This window comes from uncultured Neptuniibacter sp., from assembly GCF_947498015.1.
In the GTDB taxonomy this organism is placed as follows: Bacteria; Pseudomonadota; Gammaproteobacteria; order Pseudomonadales; family Balneatricaceae; genus Neptuniibacter.
The window spans coordinates 32,824-49,420 of the sequence record NZ_CANMIR010000001.1 but is presented as its reverse complement, the minus strand read 5'-3'; the positions used below and the strand labels follow the sequence as shown (position 1 = coordinate 49,420).

The following is a 16,597-nucleotide window of genomic DNA, read 5'->3' as shown; positions in this document are numbered from 1 at the left end:
TGGGGGTGTGTCGTGCGTATTATTGATGCACGTAGATCCGATGCGCAGCAACTTGCTGAGTTGATCAATTTGGCAGGAGAGGGTATTCCCCTGTACCTCTGGCAGGGAATGGCACCTCCGGGTCAGTCTGCGCTTTCATTCGGGACCGAACGGGCTGCGCGTGATGAGGGTGGTTTTAGTTATAAAAATGCGCGGGTGTGTCTTGTTGAGGACACTCTGGCGGGGATGATCATTGCATACGGCCAACCCGATCCCTACGACCTTTCAGATCTTGAAAATTATCCAGATATTGTTCAGCCATTAGTTCATTTGGAGGCTAAGGCTCCGGGAAGCTGGTATATCAATGCGGTGGCAACATTCAGTGCGTACCGCAACCAAGGGGTTGCATGCCGGCTCATCGAAGAAGCAGAAAAGCAGGCCATCGAGTCAGGGTATTCTCATGCAAGTCTTATCGTTGCTTCAGAAAACAGAGGAGCACGGAGGCTCTATCTGAAATTAGGCTACGAGGTCGAGGCGTCCTTACCTGTTATTACCTACCCGGGAGCGTTACATGGTGGTGATTGGGAATTAATGATAAAACAGATCAAAAGGGCCGCTAATCGATAGCATTTTATGTTGCTGAAACTTCTACTGCTGTTTTTACCTCTGGGACTGACACTGCCCCTTCTGTATTTAATCGGTGAGGGTGTGTTGGATTTCGGTGCGGGTGAGAAAGACCTGCTCTGGGGATTTCTCTGGGGAATCAGTTCGATCATCTTTCTGTTGATTGGCGTGGTGTTGTGGCGAAGAGAGACGCAATTGAGCCGATGGTTCCTACGCTCCTGGATCTATACCCTGTTGCTTCTGCTGATATTATGGTTAGGGTTGCTTGGTTATTCCGTCATCTCAGCGTAATGGTACCCGCTTCATCAGGCACAAAAGGCGTTTCAATGAGATGGATTTCCTATTTGACCGGACTGGTTCTGTTAGCACTTATATCACTGGGTGTGACACTGTTGCTGGTGCCTCTATGGCGTTGGTTTGAGGGTCTGACAGGGATCGAATCAATCGGGCATTCCGGCCCTTCAACCTGGTGCTATCTGATGAGTTATTCGTTGATACTGATCGCCGTATGGCTTGTGAAGCGGATCCGTCGTTAGCACTGCACCTTTGGGCCTTCAAATGACCTTTGTGGGGCAGTGCCGGTTTCCTTTTAAGCTTGTAATGCTTGCTCGACCCAGAGTAAACGATCCTGACCGAAAAACAGCTCTCCATCCACAATAAAAGTAGGCGCACCAAATACACCTTGTTCGACTGCTTCCTGTGTGGCGTCGATCAGGGCTTTTTTGATCTCGGGTTGAGAGGTTGCATGGAGCAGATCGTCTGGGTCTATATCCGCGAGGGTAAGAATCTCACAGAAGGTGTTCTGATCTGACAGATCTTTTCCCTCTGTCCAGGCAGCAGTAAACATTGCCCGGTTGTAAACCTCAATTTGGTTGGTCGATTTCGCCCAGATAGCGCCGCGCATCGCTTGAATCGTATTAAAGATAAAGTGTGGGTTCAGCTGATAAGGGACCGCATAGTGTTTTGCGAAGCGGGAAAAGTCATCCTGTAACCAGCGCCATTTGGCGGGGTTTGTAATCGGACTGGTGTTGTCTGTTGCCTTAAACACACCTCCCAGTAGCATCGGCTTGTAGTTTATAGTGGCTCCTTCACGTTCACACAAAGGAATAAGTTGTGTCCATGCGAGATAGGATGCCGGGCTGATGAAATCATAATAGAAATCGACCGTTTTACTCATATTCGTCTCCACGTTACTTTAGATAGTTGGATTACCAGGGTTCTGCGTAGGGGCGTATATCCTGTTCAAAGGTCCAGCTTGACCTGGGTTGTTTATGGATCTGCCAATAGACTTCGGCCAGAGCATCAGGATTAATAATGCCGTCCTGGCCTTTGCTCTGGTAAAGATCCGGAAATAGGTTTGCGGTTGATCTATTCTCAATCAGACCATCAACAATGATATGTGCCACGTGAATCCCTTCGGGACCGAGTTCCCGTGCCATACTCTGGGCCAACGCTCTCAGTGCATGTTTGCCACCGGAAAATGCACAAAATCCGGAACCACCTCTCAGACTGGCAGAGGCACCGGTAAAGAGAATGCTTCCCTGATGGCGGGGTAGCATCTTCTTGGCTATCTCACGGCCAAACAGAAAACCAGCAAAGGCGCACATCTCCCAAACTTTCCGATAAACCCTGGATGAGGTCTCAGTCAAACTGAATTGGACATTTCCGCCTACGTTAAAGATGGCGACGCCGATGGGTCCGAACTCAGACTCAGTCTTTTCAATCAGAGAGATAACCTGTTCTTCATCGCGTGCATCGGAGTGGATTCCTGTTGCCGAGTGACCGAGCGCTTCAATCTCATGGATCAGAGACTCCAGATCTCCACGTCTTCTCGATGCCACCACATGATAGCCTTCACGGGCAAAGCGCTTGGCGATTGCGGAGCCCAGATGGTCACCGGCCCCCACAATTAAGGCGACAGGCTTGGATGATGCATAGTCCATAGTGCTCCTCCGTTTGGTATTAGAGATGACCCTGTTCAGCAGATTCAGTCTATGGCAATCTTAAGAATAAATTAAATCGATTATATTAATTAAAATAATAAGCAAAGGTTATGATATGGAGTTGCAACAACTTCGCCTGTTTATCGCTGCGGCTGAATCAGAGAGTTTTACGCGTGGTGCGGAGAGGGCGTTTGTCTCACAACCCGCACTCTCTGCATCGATCTCCAAACTTGAGGCGGAGCTGGGTACTCAGCTCTTCATCAGGAATAAGCGTAATGTTGTGCTCACGCCGGCAGGGAGAAAGCTGATTAAGCGGGCCCGGTTGATCGTTAGCGAGTGTGCTCAGGCGAAAGGGGAGCTGAAACAACACGAAACTCAGCGCTCTCTGCGACTTGGTGTGATCAACACACTCTCTATTACCCGGGTTGCAACCCTGATTGAACAGTATCGACGTGAACAACCGGGTTTAAAGCTCGAAGTAGTTGATGCCACGGCTGCTGATCTGGCATTGCTTGAGCGAGAGGGGCGGATTGATCTGGCTTTGACTCTGATTCCTGAGCGCTCTAAGCAGGGGGAGCCACTGACCAGTATGGAACTGTTCACCGAACCCTATGTGGTGATATTGCCTAAGAATCATCATCTCAGTCACTCACCGGCCATCAGTGTTAAAGAGTTACATGATGAACCCTTTATCGCGCGTTCCCATTGCGAGCACCGAAGAATAGTTCAGGATCTGCTGAAACAACATGATGTGAAACTGGATCTGACCTACATCACAAATCAGGATGATCGCGCATTGGCACTTGTCGAAGCTGAGGTCGGAATCGCAATAGTACCGGAACACTATAGCTCCTCACGTCTGGTTCAGCGCCCGTTGGCTGAGGGTGCGTTCCATAGAACGATCGGTTTTCGGTGGGCAATAAATGGTGCTAATCAGGAGGAGGTTGAGGCATTTACCAAATTTGCCAAGGCTGCACCCTGGTAGATGATGGTAAGCGCCTAGTTGGTCAGAGGAGGATGATCTTCGGCGGTTTTAACACAGTTACGGCCTGCACTTTTGGCCTGATATAGAGCAATGTCAGCGGCATTTAGCAGGTCACCCACAGAGCTCATGTGAGGATTAAACTCAGCAACTCCAAAGCTGGCAGTGATATTAATGGTTTCATTGTCGGTTTCTATATCCAGTGACTGTGTTGCTTTCCTTAGCTTTTCAGCGAACAGCTCTGCTTGTTCCAGCGTGGTTTCCGGCAGAATCAGAGCGAACTCTTCGCCTCCGTAGCGTGCGGCGATATCGGTGTGGCGAATCGTACTTTTCAGGAGTTGACCTAGTTGTTTGATCGCCTGGTCACCGGCATAGTGCCCTAAGCTGTCGTTGATCTTCTTGAAGTAATCGATATCGATTACCAGAGCGCAGATATGATCAGTTGAGCGGTTGTGGAATTCCAGCAATTTTTCACATTTACTGAAGAGTGAACGACGGTTATCAAGGCCAGTCATCATATCGGTATGGGCCAGTTTCTCAGCGCGGACACGCGCCTGCTCCAGTCGTTTGTGTTGCTCGACCTGATGGGTCAGGTCTATAAAGGTCGCTAACATAGCCGGTTCACCGTGGTAACGGATCTGTTTAGCCTGCAGGGCAAGGTGGAAGAGAGCGCCCTCCTTTATAAATTCAAAGCGATGATCCTGGATTGGCTCTCCTTTGGATAGAGAATCCTGTACCCATGCCGTGAGCTTAAACGTTGCAAAAAAATTGCTATTAAATCCGGTATGCTGACGCATCTGAATGTCGAATAGCTGATCAGCGGCAGGATTGAAAAACATATAATCCCCGTCACTGAGATTAATCACCATGATGGGCAGGGGAGATGCGTTGAAGATAAAGCGTAGATTTTCCTCACTGGTTTTATAGCGTTCGCGTAAACGCCGGTCTTCAGTCACATCAATGCCGCTGCAAGCTAATCCTGTAATCTCACCCTGCTGGTTATGCAGGGGCTCTACAGCAAGATCAAAGTATTCACAATTTTCATCATCGATCTTAGTCGGCATTTCGACCCGTTCACCAACACCGGTCCTCAGAACCCGACGTTTGATCACCCCCATCCGGTCAGCGAGATCTTTATCGAGAATATCCCAGTCCGTTTTACCGAGAACATCTTCCTGAACGAAGCCCATATGGCCGTTGTAAAGCCAGGTGTATTTTAGCGCCCTATCGTGATGACACAGTGCCATCGGACTGAGCCGGAGAGCATCCAGAAAGTTCTGCTCTGAACGCTCGGCACGTTCGCAGCGGGATTTTAAAGACTCAATTTCAGCTTTCAGTGACGCAATGATCTCGGAACTATCCATGATTCTCAGTACTGCGTTGTGATGATTAAAGGGGCGTTTGAATAGAATCAAACGACCGTATGATTTAAACGAGGTTCAAGAATATAGCGGGTAAGAGGAACCTAAGTAAAGCTGTTCGTTTTTTTCCAGTCATGTGGGGGGGTAAATGTAAACCTACTCAACGGGTATGGCAGTCTCGTACTTAACCTCACGCAGTATAAAGTTAGACTTCACCTGATTGACACCAGGCAGGGAGAAGATCTTCTCATTAAGAAATTTATCGTAGGCGGCCATGTTTTGGATGATAACCCTGAGCATATAGTCTGCATCCCCGGTGACTGCGTAACATTGCAGGACTTCGGGGTACTCTTTCACGATCGCCTGAAACTCGGTTGCATGATCCTGCTGATGACGGATCAGTGTGACCATAATGATGACACAGAGATCAAACCCCAACGCTTCCGGATTGATTAATGTTGTGTGTTTTTGCAAAACACCACGTTCATCCAGTGATTTCACCCGCCGCCAACATGCCGCTGTGGAGAGTCCTACCAGATCAGCCAGCTGTTGGTTTGAGATGCGACCATCCTGCTGAAGGATGGTTAGGATCTGTCGGTCATAACGATCGAGTGCTTCTGACATGTATTCACTTTTTATCTTTTAAATGAAAGGATATTTCTTAAATTAAAGAAATGAGTAAATAATATTTACTAAATATGCAAATTCAGTGGTCAATTTGCAAGCACCTTTCTCAAAAAAGCTCATAAACTGTTGCTCCATAACTTAGAGCAATTGATCTGGATCAATGCGCGGGTAAGCGACAGCTGATCGACAAACAGGTACTTCGGTGCCGTCACAATTGCCTTCATAACAATAAAAATTAACATCTGAGGTGTATGGCATGGGCCATTATGATAAGCATTTAGAGCAAGTGCCTACGAACAGTTCTATACAGGATAATGCTGCTTTAAATAGCAGCGCCGCTGGCAGTACAACCCACTCTCCCGAAACCACGCTCGATAATTATCTGCTTCAGGACCGCTATACGCGTGAAACCGGTCGTGTATTTCTGACAGGTACTCAGGCATTAGTGCGTCTCCCTATGATGCAGCGCCAGTTGGATCGCAAAAATAACCTGAATACCGCAGGTTTTATCAGTGGCTACCGTGGTTCACCTCTGGGCGGCTATGATCAGGCGTTATGGCAGGCAAAGACACTACTTAAAGAGCATCAGATCGATTTTGTTCCAGCAGTTAACGAGGAGCTGGGTGCAACTCTGGTATTGGGTACGCAGCAGGTTGAGACTGCAGAAGATAAAAACGTCGATGGTGTCTTCGGCATCTGGTACGGCAAAGGCCCCGGTGTAGATCGTGCTGCCGATGCACTGAAACATGGTAATGCGTTTGGTAGCTCGCCAACCGGTGGTGTACTGGTGGTTGCTGGAGATGACCACGGTTGTGTTTCATCAAGTATGCCTCACCAGTCAGATGTCGTGTTTATGTCGTTCTTTATGCCGACGATCAATCCGGCGAATATCTCAGAGTATTTTGAGTTTGGCCTCTGGGGAATTGCGCTGTCTCGTTTCAGTGGAACCTGGGTTGGGTTTAAAGCGATCTCTGAGACCGTGGAAAGTGCAGCTTCCGTTGAGATCGATGAGCTGCCGGAATTTACGATTCCGTCTGATTTTACAGCGCCTGCTGATGGCTTACATTATCGCTGGCCTGATCTGCCAGGGCCGCAGATGGAAACTCGTATCGAGAAAAAGCTGGAAGCTGTAGCAGCTTTCGCCCGTGCCAATCGTTTAGATAAGTGCCTCTATAACCTGAAAGATGCCCGGATGGGTATTGTCACAACTGGTAAAGCGCATCTTGATCTGCTTGCTGCACTTGAGCTGCTTGGCTTGGATGAAGATAAACTCCGGGCTCTGGGGATCGATATCTACAAAGTGGGTCTGGTGTGGCCGCTGGAAAAAACGGGCGCGATGGACTTCATCCGTGGCAAGGAGGAGGTGCTCGTTATCGAAGAGAAGCGCGGCATCATCGAAAGCCAGATTAAAGAACATCTGTCCGCCCCGGATGAAACGATCAAAGTACGTGTTGTCGGCAAACATGATGAACAGGGTGAGCCTCTGGTTCCTTACGTTGGTGAGTTGAGCCCCAATATGTTGGCCAAAGTAGTGGCGGATCGTATCACCCAGCTATTGGGTGCTGAGTTCCGGGAACAGCTGGAGCAGATCGGTGTGCGCGGCAGTTCAGTATGCGACCCGCAGGGTGTGCGCCGTTTACCCTATTTTTGTTCCGGTTGTCCGCACAACACCTCCACTAAAGTGCCTGAAGGCAGTAAAGCGCAAGCCGGTATCGGTTGCCATGTAATGGCATCCTGGATGGACCGTAATACAGAATCACTGACTCAGATGGGTGGTGAGGGCGTTAACTGGGCATCTAAGTCTATCTATCTGAAAAATAAACATATTTTCCAGAATTTGGGTGAGGGTACCTACTTTCACTCAGGTTCATTGGCGATCCGTCAGGCGATCGCAGCTGAGACTAATATTACGTTCAAAATCCTCTTCAATGATGCCGTTGCGATGACCGGTGGTCAGCCGGTAGATGGAGTGATTACGGTTCCTGCAATCGCTAACCAGGTTTACTCTGAAGGTGCTAAGCGGGTTGCAATTCTCAGTGATGAAATTGAGAAATACAGCGATAAAAGTATCTTCCCGGCATCGGTTACTTTCCATGATCGAGATGAGATGGATCGGGTCCAGCGCGAACTTCGTGAGATCGAGGGTGTAACCGTTCTGATCTACGATCAAACCTGTGCGGCTGAGAAACGTCGCCGCCGTAAACGCGGTCAGTTCCCAGATCCTCAGAAACGTGCCTTTATCAACCACAATGTGTGTGAAGGCTGCGGTGATTGCTCAGAGCAATCAAACTGCCTCTCCATTGTTCCGCTGGAAACGGAGCAGGGGCGTAAACGCCGGGTGGATCAATCATCTTGTAATAAGGATTTCTCCTGCGTCAAAGGTTTCTGCCCAAGTTTTGTCACGATTGAAGGTGGCAAACTGCGTAAGGGCGCAGGTGTCGCTATCGGAGAAGCTTTCAATCAGAAGTTGTCAGCACTGCCACAACCGCAGCTGCCGGTCTTGAATAGTCACTACAACCTGCTGGTTGGCGGTGTGGGTGGTACCGGCATTGTGACCGTTGGGGCACTGATAACGATGGCGGCCCATCTGGAATCCAAGGGTGCTTCGGTGCTCGACTTCATGGGGTTTGCTCAGAAGGGCGGGACGGTATTGAGTTATGTTCGTCTGGCACCCAACCCGAATGATATTCATCAGGTGCGGATCGAGACCGCTCAGGCGGATGCGATGATCGCCTGCGACATGGTCGTAGCTACAACAGATAAGGCGCTGAGCGTGCTGCGTAAAGATCACAGTCGTGCTGTGTTGAATCTGGCAGAGATCGCGACAGCGGATAACGTTCTGTACCGCGATGCGGATATGGAGTCGACCCGTCGTGTTCGAATCCTGAATGAGGCGATGGGTGATGATCGTCTGGCCTCAATTGATGCAAACCGACTGGCTGAATCCCTGCTGGGCGATACGGTTTTCTCTAACGTCATGATGTTGGGTTATGCATGGCAGAACGGGCTGGTACCGGTATCACTGAGTTCACTACTGCGTGCGATTGAACTTAACGGTGTTGCGATTGAGAAGAATATCACTGCATTCAATTGGGGACGTATTGCGGCGGTTAATCCAGAATTTGTTGAGCATGCTGCCGGTGGGCATCAATCCGCTCCAGAGTTAACCCTGGCCGAGCAGATTGAACGCAATATTCAGTCACTGGTTAAGTATCAGGATCATGCCTATGCCGATCAGTACCGCAAGCTCATTGAACAGGTTGAAGCGGCTGAAGCACGAGTGGGTCAAGAGAGAGGGCTGACAGAAGCTGTTGCCACTCAGCTTCACCGCCTGATGGCCTACAAAGATGAGTATGAGGTCGCGCGCCTCTATACCGATTCCGATTTCCTACAGCAGGTTGATGACACATTTGAAGGGGATTACCGGATCAAATTCCATATGGCCCCTCCGCTGTTGGCCCGTGCGCTGGATGGTAGAGGTCGTCCCAAGAAGATGCAGTTTGGCCCCTGGATGCTGAAAGCTCTCGGCTTTGTTGCCGGATTCCGCAAACTTCGGGGAACGAAACTGGATCCATTTGGTTATCACGCTGACCGTAAGCTTGAACGCCATATCAGGGATCAGTACATCGCTCAGATCGAACAGATCAGTACTGCGCTTAATGCCAATAACTACGACACAGCGATCACTCTGGCTGAGGTGCCTGCAGAGGTACGAGGTTTTGGACCGGTCAAAGAGAAAGCGATCAAAGCGGCTCAGCTCAGAGCTGAACAGCTTATGAGCGATTTTAATCGCGATTGTCGGTAAACGTTTTCTCCCAACCGTCTCTGTATTTATTCAGGAAAAGTGATGTTTGAGTTATTAAACCCCGTTCCACAGGATCCGATTCTGGCGATGCTTGCCAGCTATCGTGAGGATACGCATCCACAGAAGATCGATCTGGGTATTGGCGTGTATAAAAATGATCAGGGTGATACACCGATCATGCAAGCGGTGCAACAGGCTGAAGCTCTGTTGCTAGAGAGTGAAACGACTAAGAGCTATACCGCGCCTGCAGGATCTCCGCTCTATAACCAGCGGGTTGCCAAACTGGTATTCGGTGAGAACCATCCGGTTCTGACTGAAGGCCGCGTGGTTTCGGCACAGACTCCGGGTGGTTGTGGTGCGCTTCGAATGGCAGCAGAGTTCCTTCGTGGTTGCAGCTCTGAAAGCAAAGTCTGGGTAAGCACTCCGACCTGGGCAAACCATATGCCGCTACTCGGTGGTGCAGGGCTCGAAATCTGCATGTATCCCTATTACGACCACAGTAACAAAAACATTCAGTTTGATGCGATGCTGGATGCCCTGTCTCAGGCTGATAAGGGTGATTTCGTCCTCTTGCACGGTTGTTGCCACAATCCAAGTGGTGCGGATCTGACACAGGATCAATGGCTGGCAGTGGCGGAGCTGATGGCAAGAAAAGGGCTGATCCCATTTGTCGATATGGCCTATCAGGGGTTGGGTTCAGGGCTGGATGAAGATGCATATGGTCTGCGCCTGCTTGCTGAACGCTTCCCTGAGATGATCGCAGCGACCTCCTGTTCCAAAAACTTTGGCTTATATCGTGAGCGTACCGGAACGCTGTTTATTGTTGCCGAAAGTGCTGCAACCGCTGCCAATGCAGGCAGCCAGCTGTTCAGTAAGATCCGTAGCCACTACTCAATGCCGCCGGCTCATGGTGCTGCCATTGTTGAAACCATATTAGGTGATGAAGCACTCAACCAAAGTTGGCAGAACGAATTAGCACAGATGCGCCAGCGCATTCAGGGGCTGCGCCACTCCCTGGTTCAGAAAATAGAAGCATCCGATATTGAGGGTGATTTCAGCTTTATTCAGCAGCAGTTTGGAATGTTCTCTTTCCTGGGAATTTCCCCGGAGCAGGTAGAGCAACTTCGGCAAGCACACAGTATCTATATGATCGATTCCAGCCGCATGAATGTCGCTGGGCTCAATGATCAATGCATGGATTATTTTGTAGCTGCATTGGGTGAGGTGTTGAACCGAACCTGACGCAAAACTCACAACCATAACAATACGCTCAATAAAAATAATTAAGAGTACAACACAATGAAGACAGTTCTATTCGACCATCCTGAGTTTGATGGTCACGTGAATCTCTATGCCCACTTTGATGAGAAAACCGGTCTGAAAGCGATCAGTGCTGTTCATCGCGCCTGGCATGGAAAACCCGCGGTAGGCGGCTGTCGCCTGCGTAACTACCGCAGCGCTGAAGAAGCGTTTACTGATGTTCTGCGTCTCTCTAAGGGGATGACTTACAAATCTGTGCTCTCCGGGCTCGATTATGGTGGTTCCAAATCGGTGATGATTGCTAATCCCGAAACCATGAACCGTCGTGAAACCTTTCTGGCCATGGGTGATTTTGTGGAGAGCCTGGGCGGTAAAATCTCAACGGGTGTCGATGTTGGCCTGAGTGCTGCTGATGTCGAAATTATGGGTGAGCGTACCTCCTACCTGGGTGGCCGTGGTGCACTGGCACCGGACCTGGTCACCGCTCATGGAGTTCTTACCTCCATTCTCGCAGCAGTTAAACACCGTCGCGGTAGTGATGATCTTCAGGGCCTTTCTGTCGCTGTTCAGGGGCTGGGGAAGGTCGGATTTAAGCTGGTTGAGCTACTTCTGGAGCGAGGTGCTCGCGTGATCGGAGCTGAAGTTAATCGCGAGGCGGTCGCTAAGGCGCGTGATCTTCACAACATCGAGATTGTTGATCCCTCCGTTATTCATGCTCAGGAGGTCGATATCTACAGCCCCTGTGCGCTTGGCATGGTGGTCAATGATATCAGTATTAACCAAATCTCCGCCGGCATCGTAGCCGGAGCCGCAAATAATCAGCTTACCCGCCCGGAACACGGCGTCGCACTGGCAGAGAAGGACATTCTCTATGTGCCGGACTACATCTCAAACTGTGGTGGTCTGCTGGCCGTTGCCAGTGATCTGGAAAAAAGTGATGAGAGTTGGGTCTGGAATAAGGTCAATGAGATCTCAGCAACTCTGCATGAAGTGTTTACGCTGGCTGATCGCGATGAGATTGCAACCAGTGATGCAGCCGATCAGATCGGTAAAGCGCGTATCGATGCTTTTGATCAGAAACATGAGCGCAATAACCCCATTCGACAAGCGCCTGCAGCCTAATCTGCAGCGAATTTAACCCGGCCAAATATGGCTCGAAAAAGGGCTCTGGAGCAATGCACGGCTCCTCAGCTCTAACTATAAAAATAAATGGAGTGCCAAAATGAAACTACGTAACTTCCTGGCAGCAGCTGTTACTGCTGCAACTTTTTCTATGACTACTTCTATGACTGTTCAGGCTGAGCCGGTACATGTTGCTGCAACTGCGATTGTGGAACATCCGGCACTGGATGCGGTTCGTGACGGCATGAAGAGTGTATTGAAAGAGCGAGGCTACAGTGAGAGTGATCTGAAATTTACCTATGAGAGTGCGCAGGGTAACCCCGCTATCGCGTCTCAGATTGCACGTAAGCTGGTGGGTGAAGCACCCGATGTGATTGTTGCGATCTCTACCCCCTCTGCGCAGAGTGCGGTGAGTGCTACGCAGGATATTCCGGTGGTTTTCTCAGCTGTGACTGACCCGTTAAGTGCCAAGCTGGTCAGTAATTTTGAAAAACCAGGCCGGAACGTAACGGGTTTATCTGATATGTCACCAGTACAGCAGCACCTTGAACTGATTCAGGAGTTCTTGCCTGAGTTGACGAAAGTGGGGGTGCCGTACAATCCGGGTGAGCCGAATGCAGTTGCGCTGGTTGAACTACTTAAGATTGAAGCGTTCAAGATGGGTATCGAAATTGTTGAAGCCCCGTCACCGAAATCATCGGATGTGATGATTGCGACCCAGAAGCTGATCGGTGAAGTCGATGCTATCTACTGCCCGACCGACAACACAATCCTGACTGCGCTCGAGTCCGTGGTCAAAGCGGGTATCGATGGGCGCCTGCCTGTATTTGCTGCAGAAACTAATGCGGTTGAACGTGGCGCTGTGGCTGCGCTGGGTTTTGATTATGAAAACATTGGCCGCCAGACCGGTGAAGTGGTTGTACGTATCCTGAAGGGTGAAAAAGCCGGTGATATCCCGGTGCGTGTGGCGGATGGTTCTGAACTGCATGTGAACCCGAAAATGGCAGCACGGATGGGTGTTGAGATCCCGGCTTCTGTTATGGAACGTGCAACTAAGGTTGTTCAGTAATCCTGGGCTGAGGTGACTCCTATGTCTTTATTCTCTTTTCTGGGTACGCTGGAGATCGGCCTGATATTTGGTCTGGTCGCCATCGGTGTATACCTGACATTTCGTGTGCTGGATTTTCCCGATCTGACTGTTGATGGCAGTTTCACAATGGGCGCTGCGATCGCGGCTGCTATGATCGTTTCCGGTATCAATCCCTATATTGCCACGGTCTGTGCTGTGATCGGCGGGGCAGCGGCTGGGATGGTAACAGCGTGGCTTAATCTACGTTTTAACATTCTCCACCTGCTCGCCAGTATCCTGACGATGACGGCGCTGTACACCATCAACCTGAGGATTATGGGTAAGCCCAATGTGGCGCTGATTATGGAGCCGACAGTACTCTCACCCTTTGAGGCGTTGGGTCTCTCTAATATGTACCTGAAGCTGATCTTTGTGGCTGTCGTTGTGGTGATGATCGGACTGGCGATCGCCTATTTCCTCAATACACAGTACGGCATGGGGATGCGTGCAACGGGTGCTAATCCTCGTATGGCACAGGCTAACGGTATCGTGATCAAGCAGAAGATCTATGCGGGTCTAGCGCTCTCAAATGGTCTTGTAGCACTGGCGGGGGCGCTGTTTGCACAGACCAACGGTTTTGCTGATTCGACTATGGGTATCGGGACAATCGTGGTCGGTTTGGCTGCGGTGATTGTCGGCGAAAGTCTGTTTGGCAGTCGCTCCATGCTGGTGATTATCTTCAGCTGCATCATCGGTTCGTTGCTCTACCGTCTGGCTGTCTCTGTAGCACTGAATGCAGATTTCCTCGGATTCACCACATCCGATCTGAACCTGATAACGGCTTTATTAGTTGGTCTGGCATTGATCGTGCCGCATATCCGCCGTGAACAGAAAGCGCGTAAAGCAGCGGCACTAGGGGGTGAAGCATGATCAGTTGTAAAGATATTAAGGTCACCTTCAACGCAGGTCTGGCCACTGAAAAGCGGGCACTGCGTGGTGTAGATCTGGAGATTCCACAGGGTGAGTTTGTGACTGTAATTGGCTCAAACGGTGCGGGCAAATCAACCCTGCTGAATACCATTGCAGGTGATATCTCAGCCTCTAGTGGTCGTTTGTTGTTTGATGCCTGGGATGTCACCAAAGTGTCTGCTGCGGGACGTACAGCCGATGTGGCTCGTGTTTTCCAGGATCCGCTTGCGGGTACCTGCGGCAATATGACAGTCGAAGAAAATATGGCACTGGCATACGGTCGAGGTAAACGGGGAGGGCTATTACCAGCGCTCAATGATGACCTGCGCGTGCTGTTCCGTGAGCAGCTTAAACGGCTCAACCTTGGGCTTGAGAACCGTCTCGATGCAGAGATGGGACTTTTGTCAGGTGGTCAGCGTCAGTCGGTCAGCCTGCTGATGTCGGCACTGCAACCAAGCAAGATCCTCCTGCTGGATGAACATACGGCGGCACTGGATCCCAAAACTGCAGCATTGGTGATGGACATTACAGATCAGATTGTTGAGGAGAAAAAACTCACGGTGATGATGGTGACCCACTCAATGCGACAGGCACTGGATCATGGTACGCGTACGATCATGATGCATGAAGGTAAGGTGATGTTCGATCTCAAGGGCAGTGAGCGTAGTAACTACGAAGTCAAAGATCTGCTTAACCTGTTTGCTAAAGCCAGAGGTGATGGTGAGGAACTTGACGATGACAAACTACTGCTGGGGGCGTAACCAGCAGGGTAACCCTATTCAGATATCCACCTCCCTGAACTCTCAGGTATCCCACACCTGACGCCACAGGTGAGGGGAGGTGTTTGTCTGATCTCTACGCGGTGTTAATTAACGCGTTTGATAAACAACAATAAAAAACAGAACAGGAACATAACATGACGCTTAAAAAGTTAAGTGCGGCGGTAATCGCGCTGACTGCAGTAACGACGACTCCGGTATGGGCTGCAGAAGGGGATGATAAATTCAACGTTGATCTGGGCTTCCGCACTTTCTATATGAACCGGGATTTTGATCAGGGTATTCCGGATACACATGCGGCGGGGCAGGCTTTCCGTCTGGATATCACTTCACCTATGTGGAATGACACTATCGGTTTTGGTTTGGGCGCGGTGCATGTGGCCGAGCTATTGGATGATAAAACTGTGAACTCCTCAGATGTTCTGGCTCCGGGTGGAAAGGGCTATACATCTCTGGAGCAGGCGTATATCCGTTTTAAACCGCTGGATAATCTTGAGATCAAAGCAGGGCGTATGGTACTGATGACCCCTTTGCTGAACGACCTGACCTCACGTATCTCTGCTCCCAGTACGCAAGGGGTCTATGCAAAATTAGGTCTGGGTAGTGGTGAACTCTACGCGATCTACTCTGATGAAGCTTCAATGAATAATGAAGAGGGTTTTGTTCCCTATGAAGCTAATGGTGAAGAGTATGAGATTGTCTCTCTGGGCGGAACCTATAAATTCGAAAATGGCCTGAATACCCATCTGCAGTACGCAGTCGCTGATGACTATCAGAAGCAGAGTTTCTTCAACCTCAACTACCCAACCCAACTCGGTGACTATGATCTGATGCTGGATCTTGCTCATATGCGGGGTGAAGACGATGGGGCTCTTTATGGCAGTGATTATGATAGCCATCTGACAGGTCTGACAGCACGACTTTCGAAAGGAAATCTGGCCTACACACTGGCTTATCAGACTGTGGGTGGCAACAACGCATATGATCAGCAGTGGGGAGGTGATGATAACACCCAGTTCTTCACATGGGGCGCCGTCCAGCTGCTGGATTTCAATGCTAAGGATGAACAGTCTCTGCAGGCACGTATCGATTACGATGTGGCCTCAATTCCGGGGCTTCACCTGATGGCTCGTCACACAGAAAGTTGGGATATCGATCATAGCGGTGGTGACGATGGTCAGCGTCATGAGACCAACTTTGATGCCAGCTATACCCTGCAGAGTGGTGCGGCTAAAGGGCTGAAAATGCGCTTGCGTGTTGCTCATGTCGATGGTGATGAAGCGGTAGTACCACGTATCAGTGATATTCGCTTTATCATCGATTACAAAACCAACCTTTTTTAAGGCTAGGGTTTAACCCAGCAACTTGCCGGTCCCCCTTCAACGGGCAGGTTGGTGATCTTTCAACATACCCCGAGATCTTATCTGCCGTTTGAACAGGCTCTTATCAACGTTCTGGCAGAGCAGGATTTCACCCTGGCATTTTGCTCCTTTCCTCTCGGCAAAATGTCTCCACTCGTGGTTAATTCTGTCGAAACCGCGTTGGGCGGAGAGTTTCTCCGCCCTTTTTTATCGCAATGCTCTGTCTGGGCGTGGTGAGAAGGGGGCTACTTATTGCAGCGAGCTATTTTTCTTAATCAATTTGAGTTACCGCTGCTGTCGAAACGCTTTACTACGGGTTGATCTGGCAGGTTTGATAAGGCCGTTACTATTACCTAATAGCGAGTAAGAGATGTTATTGCTGTGCGTTTTCTACAATCTCTTTTCTGCCATCTGGCCACGTTTTGACGACCTGACGTGTTTTCTTATCCTACCCAACAGTGGGGTGCCCCAGGTGGTGAGATCGAGACGCCGCTTCACTGAAAACCATATCGCAGTTTTCTGTTATTTTTTTTAATACCTCAAAATAGTTGATCATGTGAACACCCGGCTGAGTGGAGATAATCCACTATAGCTGGATATGATCGATGAAATCGACTATTAGATTTGGTAATAGCGTCCGATTTTAATGCCTGCCTTGACCTGCTTTAGGTTTCATTGGCGGAAAACAAGATCAGTTGATGAGTGTGAGAACAGAT

Annotated in this window: 15 protein-coding genes; 11 read left to right on the top strand and 4 right to left on the bottom strand. The window is 49.8% G+C overall.

Going from position 1 to position 16,597, the window contains the following annotated elements; all coding sequences use genetic code 11:
• Window positions 1–12: 12 nt before the first annotated feature.
• Genes Q0882_RS00265 through Q0882_RS00255 form a run of 3 tightly spaced genes read left to right on the top strand, consistent with a single transcriptional unit; the run spans window position 13 to window position 1,139 of the window.
• On the top strand, window positions 13–606 hold the full coding sequence (locus tag Q0882_RS00265; RefSeq protein WP_299176450.1) for a GNAT family N-acetyltransferase: 594 nt from the start codon (window positions 13–15) through the stop codon (window positions 604–606).
• Between the two features lie 6 nt (window positions 607–612).
• A complete protein-coding gene (locus tag Q0882_RS00260) occupies window positions 613–894 on the top strand; it encodes a hypothetical protein (protein ID WP_299176447.1) in 282 nt (93 codons plus the stop codon).
• A gap of 35 nt (window positions 895–929) precedes the next feature.
• Window positions 930–1,139: a hypothetical protein gene (locus Q0882_RS00255; protein ID WP_299176444.1), complete on the top strand. Its 210-nt coding sequence runs from the start codon at window positions 930–932 to the stop codon at window positions 1,137–1,139.
• A gap of 53 nt (window positions 1,140–1,192) precedes the next feature.
• Here the strand turns inward: Q0882_RS00255 and Q0882_RS00250 are convergent, their stop codons facing one another.
• Both Q0882_RS00250 and Q0882_RS00245 read right to left on the bottom strand, forming a co-directional pair.
• The gene (locus tag Q0882_RS00250; protein ID WP_299176441.1) at window positions 1,193–1,780 is read right to left on the bottom strand and encodes a 2-hydroxychromene-2-carboxylate isomerase; all 588 of its coding nucleotides are present in this window, start codon (window positions 1,778–1,780) and stop codon (window positions 1,193–1,195) included.
• A 31-nt stretch (window positions 1,781–1,811) separates the two neighbouring features.
• Window positions 1,812–2,546, bottom strand: a complete 735-nt coding sequence (locus Q0882_RS00245) for an SDR family oxidoreductase (protein WP_299176438.1) — start codon at window positions 2,544–2,546, stop codon at window positions 1,812–1,814.
• A 115-nt stretch (window positions 2,547–2,661) separates the two neighbouring features.
• Between Q0882_RS00245 and Q0882_RS00240 the strand changes: the two genes are divergently transcribed.
• Complete coding sequence (locus tag Q0882_RS00240) at window positions 2,662–3,531, top strand: LysR family transcriptional regulator (RefSeq protein ID WP_299176435.1); 870 nt, start codon at window positions 2,662–2,664, stop codon at window positions 3,529–3,531.
• A gap of 14 nt (window positions 3,532–3,545) precedes the next feature.
• On the opposite strand, the gene Q0882_RS00235 is transcribed toward Q0882_RS00240, so the two are convergent.
• On the bottom strand, window positions 3,546–4,892 hold the full coding sequence (locus Q0882_RS00235; protein ID WP_299176432.1) for a sensor domain-containing diguanylate cyclase: 1,347 nt from the start codon (window positions 4,890–4,892) through the stop codon (window positions 3,546–3,548).
• A gap of 153 nt (window positions 4,893–5,045) precedes the next feature.
• On the bottom strand, window positions 5,046–5,513 hold the full coding sequence (locus Q0882_RS00230; RefSeq protein ID WP_299176429.1) for an Lrp/AsnC family transcriptional regulator: 468 nt from the start codon (window positions 5,511–5,513) through the stop codon (window positions 5,046–5,048).
• 259 nt (window positions 5,514–5,772) lie between these two features.
• Between Q0882_RS00230 and Q0882_RS00225 the strand changes: the two genes are divergently transcribed.
• The 7 genes from Q0882_RS00225 (at window position 5,773) to Q0882_RS00195 (ending at window position 15,863) form a co-directional block, all read left to right on the top strand.
• Complete coding sequence (locus Q0882_RS00225; protein WP_299176426.1) at window positions 5,773–9,321, top strand: indolepyruvate ferredoxin oxidoreductase family protein; 3,549 nt, start codon at window positions 5,773–5,775, stop codon at window positions 9,319–9,321.
• Between the two features lie 42 nt (window positions 9,322–9,363).
• On the top strand, window positions 9,364–10,563 hold the full coding sequence (locus Q0882_RS00220; protein ID WP_299176423.1) for an amino acid aminotransferase: 1,200 nt from the start codon (window positions 9,364–9,366) through the stop codon (window positions 10,561–10,563).
• Between the two features lie 57 nt (window positions 10,564–10,620).
• Entirely contained in the window at window positions 10,621–11,703 is a 1,083-nt protein-coding gene (locus Q0882_RS00215) for a Glu/Leu/Phe/Val dehydrogenase family protein (RefSeq protein ID WP_299176420.1), read from the top strand.
• Window positions 11,704–11,803: 100 nt separating this feature from the next.
• The gene (locus Q0882_RS00210; RefSeq protein ID WP_299176418.1) at window positions 11,804–12,772 is read left to right on the top strand and encodes an ABC transporter substrate-binding protein; all 969 of its coding nucleotides are present in this window, start codon (window positions 11,804–11,806) and stop codon (window positions 12,770–12,772) included.
• 21 nt (window positions 12,773–12,793) lie between these two features.
• The gene (locus Q0882_RS00205) at window positions 12,794–13,702 is read left to right on the top strand and encodes an ABC transporter permease (RefSeq protein WP_299176415.1); all 909 of its coding nucleotides are present in this window, start codon (window positions 12,794–12,796) and stop codon (window positions 13,700–13,702) included.
• Window positions 13,699–14,502, top strand: coding sequence for an ABC transporter ATP-binding protein (locus Q0882_RS00200; RefSeq protein ID WP_299176413.1), 804 nt, complete (start codon window positions 13,699–13,701; stop codon window positions 14,500–14,502). Before Q0882_RS00205 ends, Q0882_RS00200 begins: the two co-directional genes overlap by 4 nt.
• 155 nt (window positions 14,503–14,657) lie before the next feature.
• Entirely contained in the window at window positions 14,658–15,863 is a 1,206-nt protein-coding gene (locus Q0882_RS00195) for an OprD family outer membrane porin (RefSeq protein WP_299176410.1), read from the top strand.
• Window positions 15,864–16,597 lie beyond the last annotated feature (734 nt).

Bases quoted from the DNA above. Each gene is read 5' to 3' on its own strand.
- Q0882_RS00245 (WP_299176438.1), bottom strand. From the start codon at position 2,546: ATGGACTATGCATCATCCAAGCCTGTCGCCTTAATTGTGGGGGCCGGT.
- Q0882_RS00220 (WP_299176423.1), top strand. From the start codon at position 9,364: ATGTTTGAGTTATTAAACCCCGTTCCACAGGATCCGATTCTGGCGATG.
- Q0882_RS00215 (WP_299176420.1), top strand. From the start codon at position 10,621: ATGAAGACAGTTCTATTCGACCATCCTGAGTTTGATGGTCACGTGAAT.
- Q0882_RS00235 (WP_299176432.1), bottom strand. From the start codon at position 4,892: ATGGATAGTTCCGAGATCATTGCGTCACTGAAAGCTGAAATTGAGTCT.
- Q0882_RS00250 (WP_299176441.1), bottom strand. From the start codon at position 1,780: ATGAGTAAAACGGTCGATTTCTATTATGATTTCATCAGCCCGGCATCC.
- Q0882_RS00225 (WP_299176426.1), top strand. From the start codon at position 5,773: ATGGGCCATTATGATAAGCATTTAGAGCAAGTGCCTACGAACAGTTCT.
- Q0882_RS00230 (WP_299176429.1), bottom strand. From the start codon at position 5,513: ATGTCAGAAGCACTCGATCGTTATGACCGACAGATCCTAACCATCCTT.
- Q0882_RS00255 (WP_299176444.1), top strand. From the start codon at position 930: ATGAGATGGATTTCCTATTTGACCGGACTGGTTCTGTTAGCACTTATA.
- Q0882_RS00200 (WP_299176413.1), top strand. From the start codon at position 13,699: ATGATCAGTTGTAAAGATATTAAGGTCACCTTCAACGCAGGTCTGGCC.
- Q0882_RS00260 (WP_299176447.1), top strand. From the start codon at position 613: ATGTTGCTGAAACTTCTACTGCTGTTTTTACCTCTGGGACTGACACTG.
- Q0882_RS00205 (WP_299176415.1), top strand. From the start codon at position 12,794: ATGTCTTTATTCTCTTTTCTGGGTACGCTGGAGATCGGCCTGATATTT.
- Q0882_RS00195 (WP_299176410.1), top strand. From the start codon at position 14,658: ATGACGCTTAAAAAGTTAAGTGCGGCGGTAATCGCGCTGACTGCAGTA.
- Q0882_RS00240 (WP_299176435.1), top strand. From the start codon at position 2,662: ATGGAGTTGCAACAACTTCGCCTGTTTATCGCTGCGGCTGAATCAGAG.
- Q0882_RS00210 (WP_299176418.1), top strand. From the start codon at position 11,804: ATGAAACTACGTAACTTCCTGGCAGCAGCTGTTACTGCTGCAACTTTT.